13 protein-coding genes are annotated in these 16,294 nt (G+C 68.6%); 8 read left to right on the forward strand and 5 right to left on the reverse strand.

Annotation, left to right across the window (positions count from 1 at the left end; genetic code table 11):
* Nucleotides 1-79 precede the first annotated feature (79 nt).
* The 6 genes from AB0C30_RS13425 (at nt 80) to AB0C30_RS13450 (ending at nt 7,638) form a co-directional block, all read left to right on the forward strand.
* Nucleotides 80-1,363: a glycosyltransferase gene (locus AB0C30_RS13425; protein WP_357942918.1), complete on the forward strand. Its 1,284-nt coding sequence runs from the start codon at nt 80-82 to the stop codon at nt 1,361-1,363.
* Complete coding sequence (locus tag AB0C30_RS13430; protein ID WP_357942920.1) at nt 1,356-2,753, forward strand: aminobutyraldehyde dehydrogenase; 1,398 nt, start codon at nt 1,356-1,358, stop codon at nt 2,751-2,753. The genes AB0C30_RS13425 and AB0C30_RS13430 overlap by 8 nt, the downstream gene beginning before the upstream one ends.
* Before the next feature lie 248 nt (nt 2,754-3,001).
* The gene (locus AB0C30_RS13435; RefSeq protein WP_357942922.1) at nt 3,002-6,232 is read left to right on the forward strand and encodes a nitrate- and nitrite sensing domain-containing protein; all 3,231 of its coding nucleotides are present in this window, start codon (nt 3,002-3,004) and stop codon (nt 6,230-6,232) included.
* A gap of 5 nt (nt 6,233-6,237) precedes the next feature.
* Nucleotides 6,238-6,651: a roadblock/LC7 domain-containing protein gene (locus AB0C30_RS13440; RefSeq protein WP_214641718.1), complete on the forward strand. Its 414-nt coding sequence runs from the start codon at nt 6,238-6,240 to the stop codon at nt 6,649-6,651.
* A 26-nt stretch (nt 6,652-6,677) separates the two neighbouring features.
* Nucleotides 6,678-7,079, forward strand: coding sequence for a DUF742 domain-containing protein (locus AB0C30_RS13445; RefSeq protein WP_225290601.1), 402 nt, complete (start codon nt 6,678-6,680; stop codon nt 7,077-7,079).
* The gene (locus AB0C30_RS13450) at nt 7,060-7,638 is read left to right on the forward strand and encodes an ATP/GTP-binding protein (RefSeq protein WP_225290495.1); all 579 of its coding nucleotides are present in this window, start codon (nt 7,060-7,062) and stop codon (nt 7,636-7,638) included. The genes AB0C30_RS13445 and AB0C30_RS13450 overlap by 20 nt, the downstream gene beginning before the upstream one ends.
* 96 nt (nt 7,639-7,734) lie before the next feature.
* Here the strand turns inward: AB0C30_RS13450 and AB0C30_RS13455 are convergent, their stop codons facing one another.
* Genes AB0C30_RS13455 through AB0C30_RS13475 form a run of 5 tightly spaced genes read right to left on the reverse strand, consistent with a single transcriptional unit; the run spans nt 7,735 to nt 12,507 of the window.
* Nucleotides 7,735-8,502 carry an ABC transporter ATP-binding protein gene (locus AB0C30_RS13455; RefSeq protein ID WP_357942924.1) on the reverse strand — a complete coding sequence of 256 codons (768 nt, stop codon included), beginning with the start codon at nt 8,500-8,502 and terminating at the stop codon, nt 7,735-7,737.
* 11 nt (nt 8,503-8,513) lie between these two features.
* The gene (locus tag AB0C30_RS13460) at nt 8,514-9,971 is read right to left on the reverse strand and encodes a dihydroorotase family protein (protein ID WP_357942926.1); all 1,458 of its coding nucleotides are present in this window, start codon (nt 9,969-9,971) and stop codon (nt 8,514-8,516) included.
* 9 nt (nt 9,972-9,980) lie between these two features.
* Entirely contained in the window at nt 9,981-10,757 is a 777-nt protein-coding gene (locus AB0C30_RS13465) for an ABC transporter permease (protein ID WP_357942928.1), read from the reverse strand.
* Nucleotides 10,754-11,563, reverse strand: coding sequence for an ABC transporter permease subunit (locus tag AB0C30_RS13470; RefSeq protein ID WP_357942930.1), 810 nt, complete (start codon nt 11,561-11,563; stop codon nt 10,754-10,756). The genes AB0C30_RS13465 and AB0C30_RS13470 overlap by 4 nt, the downstream gene beginning before the upstream one ends.
* Nucleotides 11,560-12,507, reverse strand: coding sequence for an ABC transporter substrate-binding protein (locus tag AB0C30_RS13475; protein ID WP_357942932.1), 948 nt, complete (start codon nt 12,505-12,507; stop codon nt 11,560-11,562). Before AB0C30_RS13475 ends, AB0C30_RS13470 begins: the two co-directional genes overlap by 4 nt.
* Nucleotides 12,508-13,108: 601 nt before the next feature.
* Here AB0C30_RS13475 and AB0C30_RS13480 point away from each other — a divergent pair.
* Both AB0C30_RS13480 and AB0C30_RS13485 read left to right on the forward strand, forming a co-directional pair.
* Nucleotides 13,109-15,835 (forward strand): nitrate- and nitrite sensing domain-containing protein, encoded by a 2,727-nt coding sequence (locus tag AB0C30_RS13480; RefSeq protein WP_357942934.1) that lies wholly within the window; start codon nt 13,109-13,111, stop codon nt 15,833-15,835.
* On the forward strand, nt 15,832-16,254 hold the full coding sequence (locus AB0C30_RS13485) for a roadblock/LC7 domain-containing protein (RefSeq protein WP_214641568.1): 423 nt from the start codon (nt 15,832-15,834) through the stop codon (nt 16,252-16,254). The genes AB0C30_RS13480 and AB0C30_RS13485 overlap by 4 nt, the downstream gene beginning before the upstream one ends.
* Nucleotides 16,255-16,294 lie beyond the last annotated feature (40 nt).

Raw genomic sequence — 16,294 nt, forward strand, 5'->3', positions numbered from 1 at the left:
CATAGTGCCTTGAAGTTGACCGGCCCGCTAGATGAGTATTTGAATTCCCCTTCAAATTGATGCCACCTCGGAGCGCGTGATGTCCCTCACCATCCTGTTCATGCCGGAAAGCGCCTACGGGCCCACGAACAACAGCATCGGCATCGGCGACATTCTCCGTCGCCGCGGTCACCGCGTCGTCTTCGCCGCCGAGGCCTCGTGGAAGGGCAAGCTCGAAGCGCTCGGCTTCGAGGAGGACCTCGTCGACCTGGCGCCGCCCGCCGAGGGGGACGAGGAGCAGGATGCGGGACAGTTCTGGAAGGACTTCATCCGCGAGACCGCCCCGGAATACCGCAAGAGCACGCTGGAGCAGCTCGAAACGGTGACCAAGCCCATCTGGGACTCGCTCATCGACGGCGCCAAGTACTGCGAGCCGCAGCTCAAGGCGATCATCGAGCGGGTCCAGCCGGACGTCATCGTCGAGGACAACGTCATCACCTTCCCCGCGCTGCTCACGGCCGGCAAGAAGTTCGTCCGCATCGTGTCCTGCAACCCGCTGGAGGTGCGCGGGGACGACGTCGCGCCGGTGTTCTCGGGTCTGCCCGCCGACCACCGCGCGGAGTGGGACGCCTTCCGCGCCGAGTACGACCGTACGCACCGGGAGATCTGGAACGCCTTCAACGAGTGGTGCGTCGAGCAGGGCACCGAGCCGCTGCCCGACCTCGACTTCATCCACGAGGGCGACCTGAACCTCTACGTGTTCCCGGAGATCCTCGACTACACCGACGCCCGCCCGCTCGGCCCCACCTGGCACCGCCTCGACTCCTCGGTGCGTGAGACCGACGAGGACTTCCAGCTGCCCTTCCAGCGCACCGGCGGCGCGCTGGTCTACTTCTCGCTCGGCTCGCTCGGCTCCTCCGACGTGGAGCTGATGCAGCGGGTGATCGACGTGCTGGCCACCACCCCGCACCAGTTCATCGTCTCCAAGGGCCCGCTACACGAGGAGATCAAGCTGGCCGACAACATGTGGGGCGCCGAGTTCCTGCCGCAGACGAAGATCATCCCGCTCTGCGACCTGGTCATCACGCACGGCGGCAACAACACCACCACCGAGGCGCTGCACTTCGGCAAGCCGATGATCCTGCTGCCGCTGTTCTGGGACCAGTACGACAACGCCCAGCGCGTGGACGAGCTCGGCTACGGCGTGCGGCTGTCGACCTACGCCTTCACCGACGAGGAGCTGACGGGCGCCCTCGACCGCCTGCTCGGCGACGAGCAGCTGCGCGCCCGGCTGGCCGCCGAGGGTGAGCGGATCCGCGGCCTGGACGGGCTGCGCAAGGCCGCGGACCTCATCGAGGAGCTGGGGCAGCGGTCCGATGCGTGAGCTGATCAACCCCGCGACGGGGCTCGTCTTCGACAAGATCCCCGACACCCCCGTCGAGGACGTGACGCGGGCCGTGGGGACGGCGCGCGCCGCCTTCGAGGAGTGGTCGCAGGCCACCCCCGCCGAGCGGGCCCGGGTGCTGCTGCGGCTGGCCGACCTGGTCGAGGCCGACGCCGAGGAGCTGACCCGGCTGGAGGTCGAGGAGACGGGCAAGCCCGCGGCGGTCTTCAGGGACGGCGAGCTGCCGTTCGCGGCCGACAACCTGCGCTTCTTCGCCGGGGCCGCGCGCTCGCTCGAAGGGTCGGGCGCTGGGGTGTTCAGCCGCGGCTACACCTCGGTCATGCTGCGCCGCCCGGTCGGCGTGGTGGGCTCGATCGCGCCGTGGAACTTCCCCTTCGTGATGGCCGTGTGGAAGCTCGGCCCGGCCGTCGCCGCGGGCAACGCGGTGGTCATCAAGCCCGCCCCGCAGACGCCCCGCACCACGCTGCGCCTGGCCGAGCTGTTCGCCCAGGCGGGCGCGCCGGCCGGTCTGGTGCGGGTGGTCACCGGCGACGCCGAGGTGGGGGAGGCGCTGGTCACCGATCCGGGCGTGGACATGGTCAGCGTCACCGGCTCGACGGAGACCGGCCGAGCCGTCATGAGCGGCGCCGCCAAGACGCTCAAGCGGGTGCACCTGGAGCTCGGTGGCAAGGCGCCCGCGCTGGTCTTCGAGGACGCCGACCTCGAGGAGACGGCCCGCGGGGTGGCCATGGGCGCCACCTACAACACCGGCCAGGACTGCACCGCCGCCACCCGCGTCTACGTGGCCCGGCCGGTCTACGACGAGGCGGTGGAGGCCATCAGGCAGACGCTCGCCGGGATCACCGTGGGCGACCCGTGGGACCCCGCCACCGACGTCGGCCCGCTGATCTCGGCGGCCCACCGCGACCGGGTGCACGGCTTCGTCTCCGGCTCCGGCGGGCGCGTCGTGCACGGTGGCGCGCCGGTCGACGGACCCGGCTTCTACTACCTTCCGACACTTGTTAACGAAGTGTCACAGAACAGCGATATCGTCCAGGGAGAGCTATTCGGTCCCGTCCTCGTGGTCCTGCCGTTCGACACCGAGGACGAGGCGGTCACGCTGGCCAACGACACGCGTTACGGTCTGGCCTCGTCCGTGTGGTCACGAGACGTTGCCAGGGCGATGCGGGTCTCGCACCGCCTCGATGTGGGTGTGACCTGGATCAACGACCACCTGCCGATAGCCAGCGAGGCCCCGCACGGCGGGGTCAAGGGCAGTGGTTTCGGCAAGGACATGAGCCAGGAGGCGGTGCAGGAGTATTCGGTGACCCGTCACCTGATGGTCAAGCACGCGGTGCCGGTGGAGCGAGACTCCTTTCGGCCCGCCTGAAAACGCGCGCGGCGAAATGCGACCTTGTGGGCACGTTTGGTCGTATTTGATGGGATATGTACGGTTGGCCGTCTGGTACGGGTTGTGTTCCAATTACCCAGCCCGCAGAAATCCCATGCGCCCCAAGCGTGTCAGATTTTCGAGCACGTAACGGCGAGAGGTTGCGAGAGTCAGTGAGGACGGATAACCCCAGGCACACCAGGTCAGGGGAGTACACAGGCGGACGGTTCCGGCTGGCGAACTGGCGCGTGCGCTCCAGGCTGGTGGCGCTGATCCTCATCCCCACGATCGTGGGTGTGCTCCTCGCCGGCGTCCAGCTCGCGAACGCCATCGGCACCAGCGCCGAGTACCGCCGGCTGACCCAGGTCGCCGAGCTGGTCCAGCGCGCCTCCGCGCTGTCGCACGAGCTCGCCAAGGAACGCACGCTCACCGCGTGGTACATGGCCGACCGCCGGCGTCCCATCCGCCTGAGCCAGCTCAAGACCCAGCGCGAGGCGTCCGACGCGGCCAAGCAGCGCGTGCTCGCCGCCACCACGTCCATCGACGCCACCCACACCACCCGCGTCCAGCAGGAGGTCGTGGAGATCCGCCGGTGGCTGACCGGACTCGACGGCCTGCGCAGGTCGATCGCGGGTGAGGCGAGCGTGCCGCCCCGAGCCGCCATCCGCACCTATTCCTCCCTGATCGAGGTCCTCGAGCGCCTCCAGAACGACCTGGGCGACGGCATCAGCGACGACGCCCTCCAGGGCGACGTGGCCGCGCTGGCCGCCCTCGACCAGACCAGAGAACAGGTGCTGCGCCAGCAGGGCATCCTCGTCGTGGCGCTGATCGAGCGGCGGCTGGACTATGACGACCTGTCCGACTTCCTCGGCTCCTGGAACAGTCAGCAGCTGCAGCTGGCCGCCTTCGAGCAGGAAGCCACCCGTGCGGACCTCCAGGCGTACAAGAAGGGCGTGCGCGGCCCGCAGATCGACCGCGCGGACGCGATGCGCCAGCGGGCCCTGGCCCAGCTGCGCGAGTTCAAGACCATCAGGGACCTGGACATCACGACTCGCCGTGACCTCCAGCTCTGGTACGAGAGCACCTCGCTGTCCGCCAACGCCATGCGCAAGGTCGAGGACGGCCTGACCACCAGGATCGTGGCCACCACCCGGGACCTGAGCGACACCGAGCAGCGCAACGCCATCATCTCCGGCGCGACCATCCTGGTCCTGCTGCTGCTCGTCCTGGTGATCACCACCCGGGTGGCCGGTTCGCTGGTCCGCCCGCTGCGCCGGCTGCGCGCCGAGGCGCTCCAGGTGGCCACCACCCGGCTGCCCGAGACCGTCCGCCTGCTGCGCGAGTCCGGGGACAGCGCCGAGGTGCCCGACGTGCCCTCCGTCGGCGTCAACACCCGCGACGAGATCGGGGAAGTGGCCCGGGCCTTCGACGAGGTCCACCGCGAGGCGATCAGGCTGGCCGGCGACGAGGCCAAGCTGCGCGCCAACGTCAACTCGATGTTCGTCAACCTCTCCCGGCGCAGCCAGACGCTCGTCGAGCGGCAGCTGCAGCTCATCGAGGGCCTGGAGCAGGGTGAGGAGGACGAGAACCGGCTGGCGAACCTGTTCCGGCTGGACCACCTCGCCACCCGCATGCGCCGCAACAGCGAGAACCTCCTGGTCCTCGCCGGCCAGGAGGCCGCCCGCAAGTGGAGCGAGCCGGTGCCGCTGGTCGACATCGCCCGCGCCTCGCTGTCCGAGGTCGAGAACTACGAACGGGTCCAGATCCAGATCCCGTCCGGCATCGAGGTCGCCGGCCCGGCCGTCACCGACGCCGTGCACCTGCTCGCCGAGCTGATCGAGAACGCCATCTCCTTCTCCCCGCGCGAGAGCAAGGTCCAGGTCACCAGCTCGCCCATCGAGGGCGGCATCCAGGTGACGATCACCGACCTGGGCATCGGCATGTCGGCCGACGAGCTGGCCGAGGCCAACTGGCGGCTGGCCAACCCGCCGGTGGTGGACGTGGCCGTCTCGCGCCGCATGGGCCTGTTCGTGGTCGGCCGCCTGGCGCTGCGCCACGGCATCAGGGTCCAGCTCGGGATGCGAGAGGCGGGCGGCCTGGCCGCGCTCGTCATGCTGCCCGACATGCTCCTCGGCGGTGGCACCGCCGCCGGCGCGGTGCCCCAGCAGCGCGGCCAGTACGAAGCCTTCACCACCTTCGACCCGAGCCAGCTGGGGCCGTCCTCGACGAACGGCTCGGGCGTTTACGCCGCGCCGCAGGGCACGATCGACACCCCCGACATCCGTGACGACGCGCCGGTCGACACGCAGTGGCCGGGCACGCTGCCCGTGCCGGGCGGTGGCGGCAACTGGCCGCCGTTCGGCGAGGAGCAGCCGCCGAGGCAGCAGCCTGACGAGCAGCGCTGGCCGTCGTTCGCCGAGGAGCCGCCCGCGGCCGCCGCTCCGGGCGAGCAGCGCTGGCCGTCGTTCGCCGAGGAGGCGCCGCGGCAGGACGAGCAGCGCTGGCCCTCCTTCGCCACCGAGCCGCCGCCTCCGGCGCAGGACGAGCAGCGCTGGCCGTCCTTCGCCACGGAGCCGCCCCCGCCCTCGTCCTCGGAGGAGACGCGCTGGCCGTCCTTCGGCTCGGCCGAGGATCTGCCGCCCAGGTCGCCGTTCGTCGCGACGCCCAAGCCCTTCGACGCCGAGCCGCGGCCGGCGTACGGGTTCGAGGAGCAGCGCTGGCCGTCGTTCGCCGACTCGCCGATCCCGCCCGTCGAGCCCTTCACGCACAACGGTCGTGGCGCGTTCAACCCGTTCGGTCCCGGCGAGTACTCCTCCAAGGACCTGACCGGCCCGCTCCCGGCGGTGCGCAACAACTCGCCGCTGGAGCAGAGCGACGACTTCCTGCCGATCTTCTCCTCGGTCGGCTCCGACTGGTTCCGCAGGCCGGAGCCGGAGCCCGAGCCGGCCAAGCCGGATCAGGAGCAGCACTCCGAGATCTCCGCGCAGGAGGAGACGCAGATCGGGGGGATACCGGCCGTGCCGCCGATCGGCCAGTTCCCGCAGCAGCCCGCCGGGCAGCCCTACGCCCAGCCTTACGCTCAGCTCCCCGTGCCTCCCGCGGCCACGCCCGCCGCGCCCCCGCCGGTCGCCGCGTCCGCCGCCTCCGCCGGGACGTCGGACAAGCCCTCGCTGCCGCAACGCGTGCCGGGCAAGTCCGGCGCGGGCTCGACGTGGTCCTCGCCCGCCGACACCGGCTGGCAGGCCGCGCAGGCCGCCGCCGAGCCGGCCATGGGCGGCACGACGGCCTCTGGCCTGCCGCGGCGCGTGCCAAAGGCCAACCTGGTTCCCGGTACGGCCAGCCTGGCCGAGCCGCAGGCGACGTCACCGGCGCCACAGATCTCTCCCGATCGATTGCGGAGCCGGCTGTCCAGCTTCCAGCAGGGGGTACGGCAAGGCCGCGCGTTCACCCGCGGAGAAGACAATGAGGAGGAGCAATGAGAGAACTGAGCCAGGGAGCGCGTGGCATCAGCTGGCTGATCACCGATTTCGTCAATAACGTGCCTGGAGTCGCGCACACCGTGGTGGTGTCGTCCGACGGCTTGCCGCTGGCTTTCTCCGAGGGTTTTCCCAAGGACCGGGCCGACCAGCTGGCCGCGGTCGCCTCAGGTGTGATCAGCCTGACGCAGGGCGCGGCTCGTGTGTTCGAAGGCGGTATGGTCACCCAGACCGTCATCGAGATGCAGCGCGGACTCCTGATGATCATGTCCATCAGCGATGGCTCCTGCCTCGCTGTGCTCGCCGCGCCCGATTGTGACATGGGCCTGGTCGCGTACCAGATGACGCTGCTCGTGGAACGGGCGGGCCAGGTGCTCACCCCGGCCGTGCGCGCCGAGCTGCAGGCGTCCCGCCCGCGTTAGTGGGACGGTGACAGGAGAAGAACATGATGTCAGGTCAGGGTTGGGCTGGTGATAGCACTCCGCCGCATCCGTCGGCTCCGCGTCCGCAGAAGCCGAGCTCCCTTGTCCGGCCATATGCCGTGACAGGGGGCCGCACGGCCCCACGGATGAAGTTCGCCATGGAGGCCCTCGTGTCCTCCGTGACCTCGGAATATAAAGACATTTCACTATTGAGTCCGGAGTATCAGGCGATCATTCAGCTAACCCGGAACGTCAGGTCGGTTGCCGAGATCTCCGCCCTTTTACGGCAGCCTCTTGGGGTGGTCCGGGTGCTGATCGCCGACATGGCGTCGGAGGGCCTGATCCGCGTGCACCAGCCTGCGCTGGACGCGGGAAAGCCGGACCTCAACTTGCTCGAAAGGGTGCTCAGTGGACTTCGCAGGCTCTAGCCCCGGCCTAACCTCGACGAAGATCGTCGTGGCCGGCGGCTTCGGCGTGGGCAAGACGACGTTCGTGGGTGCGGTCTCGGAGATTCTGCCGCTCACCACGGAGGCGGTGATGACGGACGCGTCGGCGGGTGTCGACGACGTCTCTCTCACGCCCAACAAGACGACCACGACCGTGGCGATGGACTTCGGCCGGGTCTCGCTCGACCGTGACCTGATCCTCTATCTGTTCGGTACGCCCGGACAGCACCGGTTCTGGTTCATGTGGGATGACCTGGTGCGTGGTGCGATCGGCGCGGTGGTGCTGGTGGACACGCGGCGGCTGGCCGACAGCTTCCCCGCGATCGACTACTTCGAAGAGGCCAAACTCCCCTTCGTCATCGGCATCAACGGCTGGGACGGGAACTTCCAGCACCAGCAGGAGGAGATCCGGGAGGCGTTGTCACTCAACCCGCACATCCCGATAGTCCGCCTGGACGCCCGAGTCAGGGACTCGGTGAAGGGCACGCTGATCACGCTGGTCGAACACGCCCTGACCCGCCACTCCCACACTCCGGCCTGACTTCCTCTGCACCAGTGCCGCCGGGCTGGACGCCCGGCGGCACTGGTGGTTCGGCCTGTGCTTCAGTTGTGGGGACGTGCGGGTATGGGGACGTGCTCAGACTGAGGCCACGCCGCGCACCAGACGCCCCACCTCGGCGCGCAGGTGGACGAAGTCCGGGTGCTCGCGAGAGCTGATCTGGTCGCGGGGGCTGGGCAGCTCCACCTTCAGGTCGCCCACGACGTGCGCGGGCGCCTTGGACAGCACGACGACCCGGTCACCCACGTACACGCTCTCGTCGATGTCGTGCGTGATGAGCACGATCGTCATCTGGTGGTGCCCGCGTACCTTCAGCACGAGGTCTTCGAGGTCCTCACGCGTCTGCGCGTCGACCGAGCCGAACGGCTCGTCCATGAGCATCAGCGCCGGCCGGTAGGCCAGCGCGCGGGCGATCGACACGCGCTGCTGCATGCCGCCCGACAGCTGGAACGGGTACTTGCGACCGGCCTCCGCCAGCCCCACCGACTCCAGCGCCTCGTGCGCCGCCTCGCGGCGCTGCTGCTTGGTCATGTCCTTGCGACGCAGCGGCAGCGCGACGTTGTCGGCCACCGACATCCACGGGAACAGCGACCGGCTGTAGTCCTGGAAGACGACGGCCAGGTTGGCGGGCGTCTGGCGGACCAGCTCGCCCTGGACCTTGATGGCGCCGCCCGTGGGCTTGATCAGGCCCGCGATGGAGCGCAGGAGCGTCGACTTGCCGCACCCGGAGGGCCCGACGATGCACAGCAGCTCGCCCTCGGCGACGCTCAGGTTCAGGCCGTCGATGGCGTGGTGCCGCGTCGGGCCCTCGCCATAGACGTGCGTGAGGTTGTCTATCTCAAGCAAGGGGTTTCCTTTCAGCCCAGCGGCCGGGAGATGTACTGGCCCACCGGACGACCCACGATCTTGCCCGCGTCGAGGACGTGGTTGCCCCTGACGAACGTGTCGGTGACCTTCGCGCTCAGCTCGAAGCCCTCGAACGGGGTGTACTCCTGCGTCGACTCCGACTCGGCGGCGCGGACGGTCCACGTGCTGCCGGTGTCGACCAGGCAGAAGTCGGCGTCGAAGCCGGGCGCGATGGTGCCCTTGCTCCGCAGGCCGTACCTGCGGGCGGGGTTCCAGGAGGTGAGGGCGGCGATGCGCCCGTAGGACAGGCCGCGGCGGCGGCCCTCGGTGATCAGGCCGGGCAGCAGGTATTCGGCGCCGCCGAACCCGGCCTTGGCCAGGAACACGTCGTCGGCCGGAGCACCGAACTTGAGCTCCTCCCGGCAGCAGGCGTGGTCGCTGACCACCCAGTCGACGGTGCCGTCGAGCACGTACTCCCACAGCGCCTCGACGTCCTCGCGCGGCCTGATGGGCGGGTTCACCTTCGCGCCGATCCCGTTGGCGGTCTCGATGTCGGCGAGAAGATGCCCGATCGTGACCTCGCGGCGGAAGTCGATGTGCGGGAAGGTCTTGGCCATCCGCACGGCCGCGTCGAGCGCCTTGCGCGAGGACAGGTGGAGCAGGTTGATGTTGGCCAGGCCGGTCTCGTGGGCGAGGTAGGAGGCGATGAAGACCGCCAGCCCCTCGGAGTGCGGCGGCCGGGAGGCGCTGTAGGCGGCCAGCCCGCTGAGGTCGCCGGCCTCCTCCACCAGCTTGGTGTAGGCGGTCATGATCTCGGCGGTCTCACAATGTAGCGACAGTGAGATCTCGTCGGCCAGGTGCGGGAAGCGTTCGCGGGCCTCCTGCACGCCACGCATGACGAACTCGAAATGCCCGTAGTCGTAGCGCTCGCCCTCGGGCAGCATCAGGAACTTGCTCTGGTCGGCCGAGCGCCCGTGCAGCCCGTGCCCGCCGTAGAACATGAAGATCTTGAACGACGAGACCCCGAACTTCTCCACCAGGTCGGGCAGCTCGCCGATGTGCGTGCTCGACATGGGCGCGAGGTGGAAGCCGTAGTCGATGTAGGCCTGCCCCTCCGCCTGCCTGCGCACCTCGGGGAAGAACTCCGCGTACGAACCGCCTCTGTTGAGGTAGTACTGGCCGGTCCGCATGTAGGTGAGCGCCGTGGTGACGCCGCCCTGGGCGCTGGCCATGCTCTCCGAGGCGGTGTCCTCGGGCAGCGGGTTGTAGATGCCCCAATGCTGGTGGGCGTCCACGACGCCCGGGAAGGCCAGCTTCCCGTCGCCGTCGAGCACCTCCTCGACGCCCTCGGCGGACAGGCCGGCTGCCACCTGCTCGATGCGCCCGTCCGTCACGGCGATGTCCGCGACGACCGGTTCGTCTCGGTCGTGCGTAACAATACGCACGTTCTTCAGCAACAGGTCAGTCACATCCGCCTCCTACGCGGTACGGCGAGCGCCACGGTGCCACGTGAGCATCCGGCGCTCGACCATGAGGAACAGGGTGTTGAGTACGTAACCGAGCACTCCGAGCACGACCACTCCTCCCCAGAGGGCCGGCATGTCGGAGCGGTCGCTCGCGCTGGCCAGCAGGTAGCCGATGCCGTCGGTAGCGCCTTTGAGCTCGGAGACGATCATGAGGATCAGCGCCAGCGAGACGCTCAGCCGCAGACCAGCGAAGATCTTCGGTGAGGCGGCGGGCAGGATGATCCGGACCAGGCGCAGGCTCGCCGGGACGCCGAAGACGGTAGCGGTCTCAATCTGGAGACGATCCACGTTACGCGCGCCATCGATGGAATTCAGCAGGATCGGCCAGATGACGCCGAAGACGATCGTGGCCACCTGGACCTGCGTGCCCATGGTGAAGAGCACCAGGAACACGGGGAACATCACAGGTGGCGGCACGGCCCGGGCGAACTCCACCAGCGGGTCGATGTAGTCGGACAGCCAGGCGGTCCTGCCGATCGCGACACCGAGTGCTATCCCGAGGGCCACGGCCACGCTCCACGAGCCGACCAGCCTGATGATGCTGGGGACGAAGTTGTCCACCGCCTCGTCGGTGAGGATGAGGGGCCCGGAGAACCACATCTCGTACATGCGCGCCACGATGACCGTGGGGCGGGGCATGAAGGGGTCGTCCACCGCCCTGGTGATCAGCTCCCACGCGACGAGGGCCACCGGCACCAGCCAGAGCCGTTTGACCAGGGTTTTGATCATGCGTTCCGCCACTTGAACAGCCGCCGCTCGGCACGCAGCAGCAGGGTGTTGACGATCAGTCCGATGGCGCCCGACCAGACCAGCACGGCTATCACGTCGACCATCGCCGAATCGTCCAGGGCGGTGCTCGCCTGGATGAGGAAGGCGCCGATCCCGCCGGCGCCGCCGACGACGTACTCCACGCTGATGGCCAGGATGAGCGTGATCGAGGCGGCCAGCCGGATGCCGGTGAAGATGAACGGCGCGGCGCTCGGCAGCGACACCCGCCAGACGACGGCCGCGGAGCCGAAGCTGAACGAGCGCAGCGTCTCCGCGGCCAGCGGGTCGACGTCGCGCACGCCGTAGAGCGTGTTGATCAGGATCGGCCAGGACGCGGCGTAGACGATGAGCGCGACCTTGGCGTTGATGTCGGGCTGGAACAGGAACAGCGCCAGCGGGATCAGCGCCACCGAGGGGATGGGACGCAGGAACTCGACGATCGCGCGGGTCATCTCCTCCACGACGGGAACGGTCCCAAGCAGCAGCCCTACGGGGACGGCCAGCAGGATGGCCAGCGGCAGGCCGATGACGGCGGCGAGCATCGTGGAGCTCAGATCGGCGAGATATTCGGGATCGAACGCCAGGCCTATCACTCTGGCCAGGCAGGTAGAGGCCGGGGGCAGCCATTCGACCAGGCCGGTCCTGCTGGCGAGCTCCCAGACAAGCAGAAAAACCGCCACGCCGATGGCGTGGCGGATGAGCTTTCCGACCCTGGCGCGGGCGAGCGTGGAACGCCCGCCCCGCGTCAGTGTTGTGGCAGCGGTCATCCCTGCGACGTAACGATCATCGAGGAGACGTCGATCTTGTTCTTGATGAAGCCGTACTCGGCCATCAGGTCAGCCACCCGCTGAATGCGCTGGGCGTTCAGTGAGGTCGGGTAGTTGCCCAGGTTGATCGTGGCAGCGGTCGCGGCCGGGATCTGGGTGAAGGTCGGCAGGATCTTCGTCACGGCGCTGCGGTCGGTGGCTGCGACGTTCTGCGCCTTCGCCATCGCCCGCTGGAAGGCGGCCATCGTCTTGGGGTTCTTGCCGATCCACTTCTCCGTGGCCGCCCAGCCCGTGATCGGCAGGCTGTCCGTGGGGCCGGACATCGTGTCGAGCAGCATCGTCGCGCCGTCTTGGTTCTTGGCCTGACTGACGTACGGGTCGGTCATCCAGACGGCGTCCACGGCACCGCTCTTCAGCGACTTGAGCCAGTCGGTGCTCGGCACGACGACGTACTTGACGTCCTTGGTGGGGTCGAGGCCGGCGATCTTGAGGTGGGGGTTCATGGTGAGAACACCCAGGCCGACGAGCGCGTTGACGCCGATCTTCTTGCCCTTGAGGTCACCGACGCTCTTGATGGGCGAGTTCTTCGACACCATCACGCCGAAGGCCCCTGCGGCTCCCTGGTAGGAGTCCGCGATGTACTTGAACTTCTCCAGCCCCTGGGACTGGATGGACAAGATGGTGGCGTAGCTGCCCAGCACCACGTCCATGCTGCCGTTGGCGAGCTTGGGCAGTACGGCCTGCGGAGCCTGGATGGCCTCCGTCTTGACATTGAGGCCCTGCTCCTTGAAGAAGCCGCGCTCGATCGCGATGAACAGCGGGGCTGCGTCCGCCCCGGGGTACTCGCCGATCAGGAGGTCTGTCTTCTCAAGACCGTTGGCATTCGAGGCGCCTCCGGTCTTGCTATCTGAGCTGGAACACCCCGTAATGACAAGGGTGGCCACAAGTCCAATCAGGGCGGTGCGCCCTAGTGCACCGAACCTCATGTCGCGTCTCCTTCGAACGGGGGGTGATCGACGACGGTCGCACCCTAGCGCAGCTAACTCTTGCGCATGGTCCCCCGATTCTGGAAATTACCAATATATATACGGAAATGATGATCACAATGTAGGTTTGGGATGATTGTCCGAATCAAGGAGGTGGCGGCCCGGCATCCACCAGGAGGATGTGGCATTTGTCCGGGTTTGGCATGTTCTGCGAAGAGATGGGTTGACTGCGACCTTTGCGGTATTGGCCGATCTCCTGTTGTTGTGCTCAAATAAGCTCTCGCCCCATGGGTGCGTCGGCGTCACACGGCAAACACAATGCATGACGTGATCCTCTTGCACCAGACCATCAGAGGAGAGGTTGCGGAGGCCAGTGAGGAACGCATTCCCCCCAGCAGGTGGGGATCCCGGCTTAACTGCTGAAGCGCCCGCTCCTGCGGCACTTCACGCCAAGTCAAAGCCCAAAGCACGGGCCGGGCGTGCGAAGAAGACGGGCGGCCTCGCGCTGCGCAACTGGCGCGTGCGCTCGAAGCTGCTCGTTCTGGTTGTCATTCCCACCTTGGCGGCCCTGGTCCTCGGCGGCTTCCGCGTAGCCACCTCGATCAGCAGTGCCACCGAGTACGAGAGGGTCAACGAGGTCGCCGTCCTGGCGAGCCAGCTGACCGCGCTCGCCCACGAGGTCGAGCTCGAACGCGACCTCACCGCCAGCTTTGTCGCCCTCGGCCGCAGGAGCAGCGGCAAGGCGGATGTCGACGCCCAATACACCACGGTCAACAAGCTTCGCGACAGCGTACGCGGCCCGGTCAACACGCTCGCGGCCTCGGACAGCCCCCAGCGCGCGCAGGCCATCCGCATCAAGAACCGTCTGGACGAGCTCGACCAGTCACGCAAGACCGCGGTGGACTCGCAACTGAACGTCGGCTCCGTCATCGAGCTGTACGACCGGAGCATCTCCGACTTCATCGGGCTCAACGACAACATCGACCTGGGTGCCGCTGACAAGGAGCTCGCCGACAGCGTCTCCGGCTTCGCCGCTCTGTCCAGAGCCAAGCAGTTCGTCTCCAGGCAGCGCGCGCTCCTGGTGTCCGCGCTGGCCGCCAGGCGATTCAGCAAGGACGAGCTCGACGCCTTCATCGCCGCTCGCGCGCAGCGCAACAGCGAGCTGGCGACGTTCAGGGCCCAGGTGCCGCTGAACATCCGCCAGGCGTACGACGACGTCGTCAGCGGCTCGGCCGTCGACAAGGCCGAGCTGATCCAGGCCCGCGCCCTGTTCCTGCAGGACTCGGGGGCGCAGCTGGTCGACCCGGAGGTCGGCCTCCAGCGTGACGGCGAGGAATGGCTCAAGGCCATCGGCAAGACCATCGACGGCATGCGCAAGGTCGAACAGCAGGTCTCCGACTCGATCCTGCTGCGCAGCCGCACCCTGCAGGGCCAGGAGCAGCAGGGCGCGATGATCATCGCGATCGCGATCGCCATCCTGTTGATCCTGGTGCTGGTGATCACCTCGTTCATGGCGCGTTCGCTCAGCGGCCCGCTGCGCCGGCTGCGCAGGGAGGCGCTGTTCATCGCCAGCCGCCGCCTGCCGGAGACGGTCCAGCAGCTGCGCGAGTCCGAGGCGAGCGGCCCCGTAGAGGTCGAGCCGATCGGCGTCATGTCCGAGGACGAGATCGGTGAAGTCGCGCGGGCGTTCGACGAGGTACACCGGGAAGCCGTCCGGCTGGCCGGTGAGGAGTCCCGACTCCGAAGCAACGTCAACGCGATGTTCGTCAACCTGTCCCGCAGAAGCCAGACGCTGGTCGAGCGGCAGATCACCCTCATCGACGGGCTGGAGCAGGGCGAGCAGGACGAGAGCCGGTTGGCGAACCTGTTCAAGCTGGACCACCTGGCCACCCGTATGCGCCGTAACAGCGAGAACCTGCTCGTCCTCGCCGGTCAGGACCCGCCGCGCCGCTGGAGCCAGCCGGTCAAGCTGGTCGACGTGGCCCGCGCCTCCCTGTCGGAGGTCGAGAACTACGAGCGGGTCGTCCTGCAGGTGCCCGACGGCGTTGCCGTCGCCGGTCAGGCCGTCAACGACGTCATCCACCTGCTGGCCGAGCTGGTGGAGAACGCGCTGTCGTTCTCGCCCCGCGAGACCCGCGTCACGGTCTCCGGCAGCCGGATCGACGGCGGCGGCGTGATGCTGTCGATCACCGACTCCGGCATCGGCATGACCCAGGACGAACTGGCCCAGGCCAACGACCGCCTCACCGACGCGCCCATCGTGGACGTCTCGGTGTCGCGCCGTATGGGCCTGTTCGTGGTCGCCAGGCTGGCGCACCGGCACGGCGTCCGCGTACAGCTGCGCCCGCACGGCTCCGGCGGTCTCACCGCCATGGTCCTGGTACCCGAGAGCCTGCTCGGCAGCCAGTCCCCGGCCTACGCCGGGACGCAGGGCGGCATGCCCGTGCGCGAGGAGACCTACGCGGCTCCCGCTCCCACGGCCGCGCCCCCCGCGCCTCCGCAGTGGCAGGGCGGCGGCTACCAGATGGGCCCGGGACACCCGTCCTACCCGTCCAACCCGGAGCCCGCCGGTGCGGGCGCGGGCGCTTGGCCGTCCATGCCTCAGTGGCCGTCCGACGTCAACGGCTGGCCCTCCGACCCGCGCGCCAGCAGCGGCGGTTACGACACCGCCGACGTCTGGGTGCCGTCGCGAGGCCAGGGTGGTGGCGGCGGTGGCGGCTGGGGCAGCGACAACGGCCTGCCCAAGCGGCCCACCAACGACCAGCCGCCGTTCCAGCCGCCACCGGACTGGAGCTTCGGCAACCGGCCGGTGGAGCAGAGCCTGCCGCCCAGGCCGAGGTACGACTTCCCGGAGACGGAGTCGGCGGCGACCGGCCCCATCCCGGTGGTCAACCCGCCCTCGTCGGGTGACGAGTACCTGCCGATCTTCGCCTCAGTGGAGTCGGCCTGGTTCGAGCACGGTGGTGAAAGCGGCGCGAACTGGGGTTCCTCCAAGGCGGATGCCGGTTGGAACGCCGCGGCGGCCGCGGTCGAGCCGGTACGTGACGGCTCGACGGCCGCAGGGCTGCCCAAGCGGGTTCCCAAGGCCAACCTCGTGCCGGGTTCCGCCGACACCGCCTCGGCGCCGAAGGGCGTTGCCCCGATGCCCTCCGTCTCGCCCGATCGTGTCCGCAGTCGGCTGTCCAGCTTCCAGCAGGGTTTCCGCGCGGCACGTGACGACATCAGCGAGGGCAGGGCGCACCCCACCGGCTCGAGGCCCGTTGATAGCAGGGAGGAGGGCGTATGAACGACCTGAGCCACGCGGCACGCGGAGTCGACTGGTTGATAACCGACTTCGTCAGTACCGTTCCAGGTGTCGCCCACGCGGTCGTTGTCTCGTCCGACGGTCTGCCGCTGGCGGCATCGTCGGGCTTCCCCGTGGACCGGGCTGATCAACTGGCCGCGATCGCGTCCGGCCTGGTGAGCCTGACGCAGGGAGCGGCCAGGGTCTTCGAGGGCGGCGCGGTCAATCAGACCATCGTCGAGATGCAACGCGGGCTGATGCTGATCATGTCGATCAGCGACGGCTCCTGCCTGGCCGTGCTGGCGGCGCCCGACTGCGACATGGGCCTGGTCGCGTACCAAATGACGCTTATGGTCGATCGTGCCGGTCAGGTACTTACTCCGGCGGTGCGCGCCGAGCTGCGCGCTAGCCAGACCAGGTGATGTAGGTGACGGACCCAAGGTGGAACAGCGGTGGCTGGGA

Origin of the sequence: Nonomuraea sp. NPDC048901, from assembly GCF_040649695.1 — a bacterium.
Lineage (GTDB): Bacteria > Actinomycetota > Actinomycetes > Streptosporangiales > Streptosporangiaceae > Nonomuraea.

Coding starts and splice junctions, on each gene's coding strand:
- AB0C30_RS13465 (WP_357942928.1), bottom strand. CDS start 10,757: ATGATCAAAACCCTGGTCAAACGGCTCTGGCTGGTGCCGGTGGCCCTC.
- AB0C30_RS13470 (WP_357942930.1), bottom strand. CDS start 11,563: ATGACCGCTGCCACAACACTGACGCGGGGCGGGCGTTCCACGCTCGCC.
- AB0C30_RS13445 (WP_225290601.1), top strand. CDS start 6,678: ATGTCAGGTCAGGGTTGGGCTGGTGATAGCACTCCGCCGCATCCGTCG.
- AB0C30_RS13425 (WP_357942918.1), top strand. CDS start 80: ATGTCCCTCACCATCCTGTTCATGCCGGAAAGCGCCTACGGGCCCACG.
- AB0C30_RS13485 (WP_214641568.1), top strand. CDS start 15,832: ATGAACGACCTGAGCCACGCGGCACGCGGAGTCGACTGGTTGATAACC.
- AB0C30_RS13430 (WP_357942920.1), top strand. CDS start 1,356: ATGCGTGAGCTGATCAACCCCGCGACGGGGCTCGTCTTCGACAAGATC.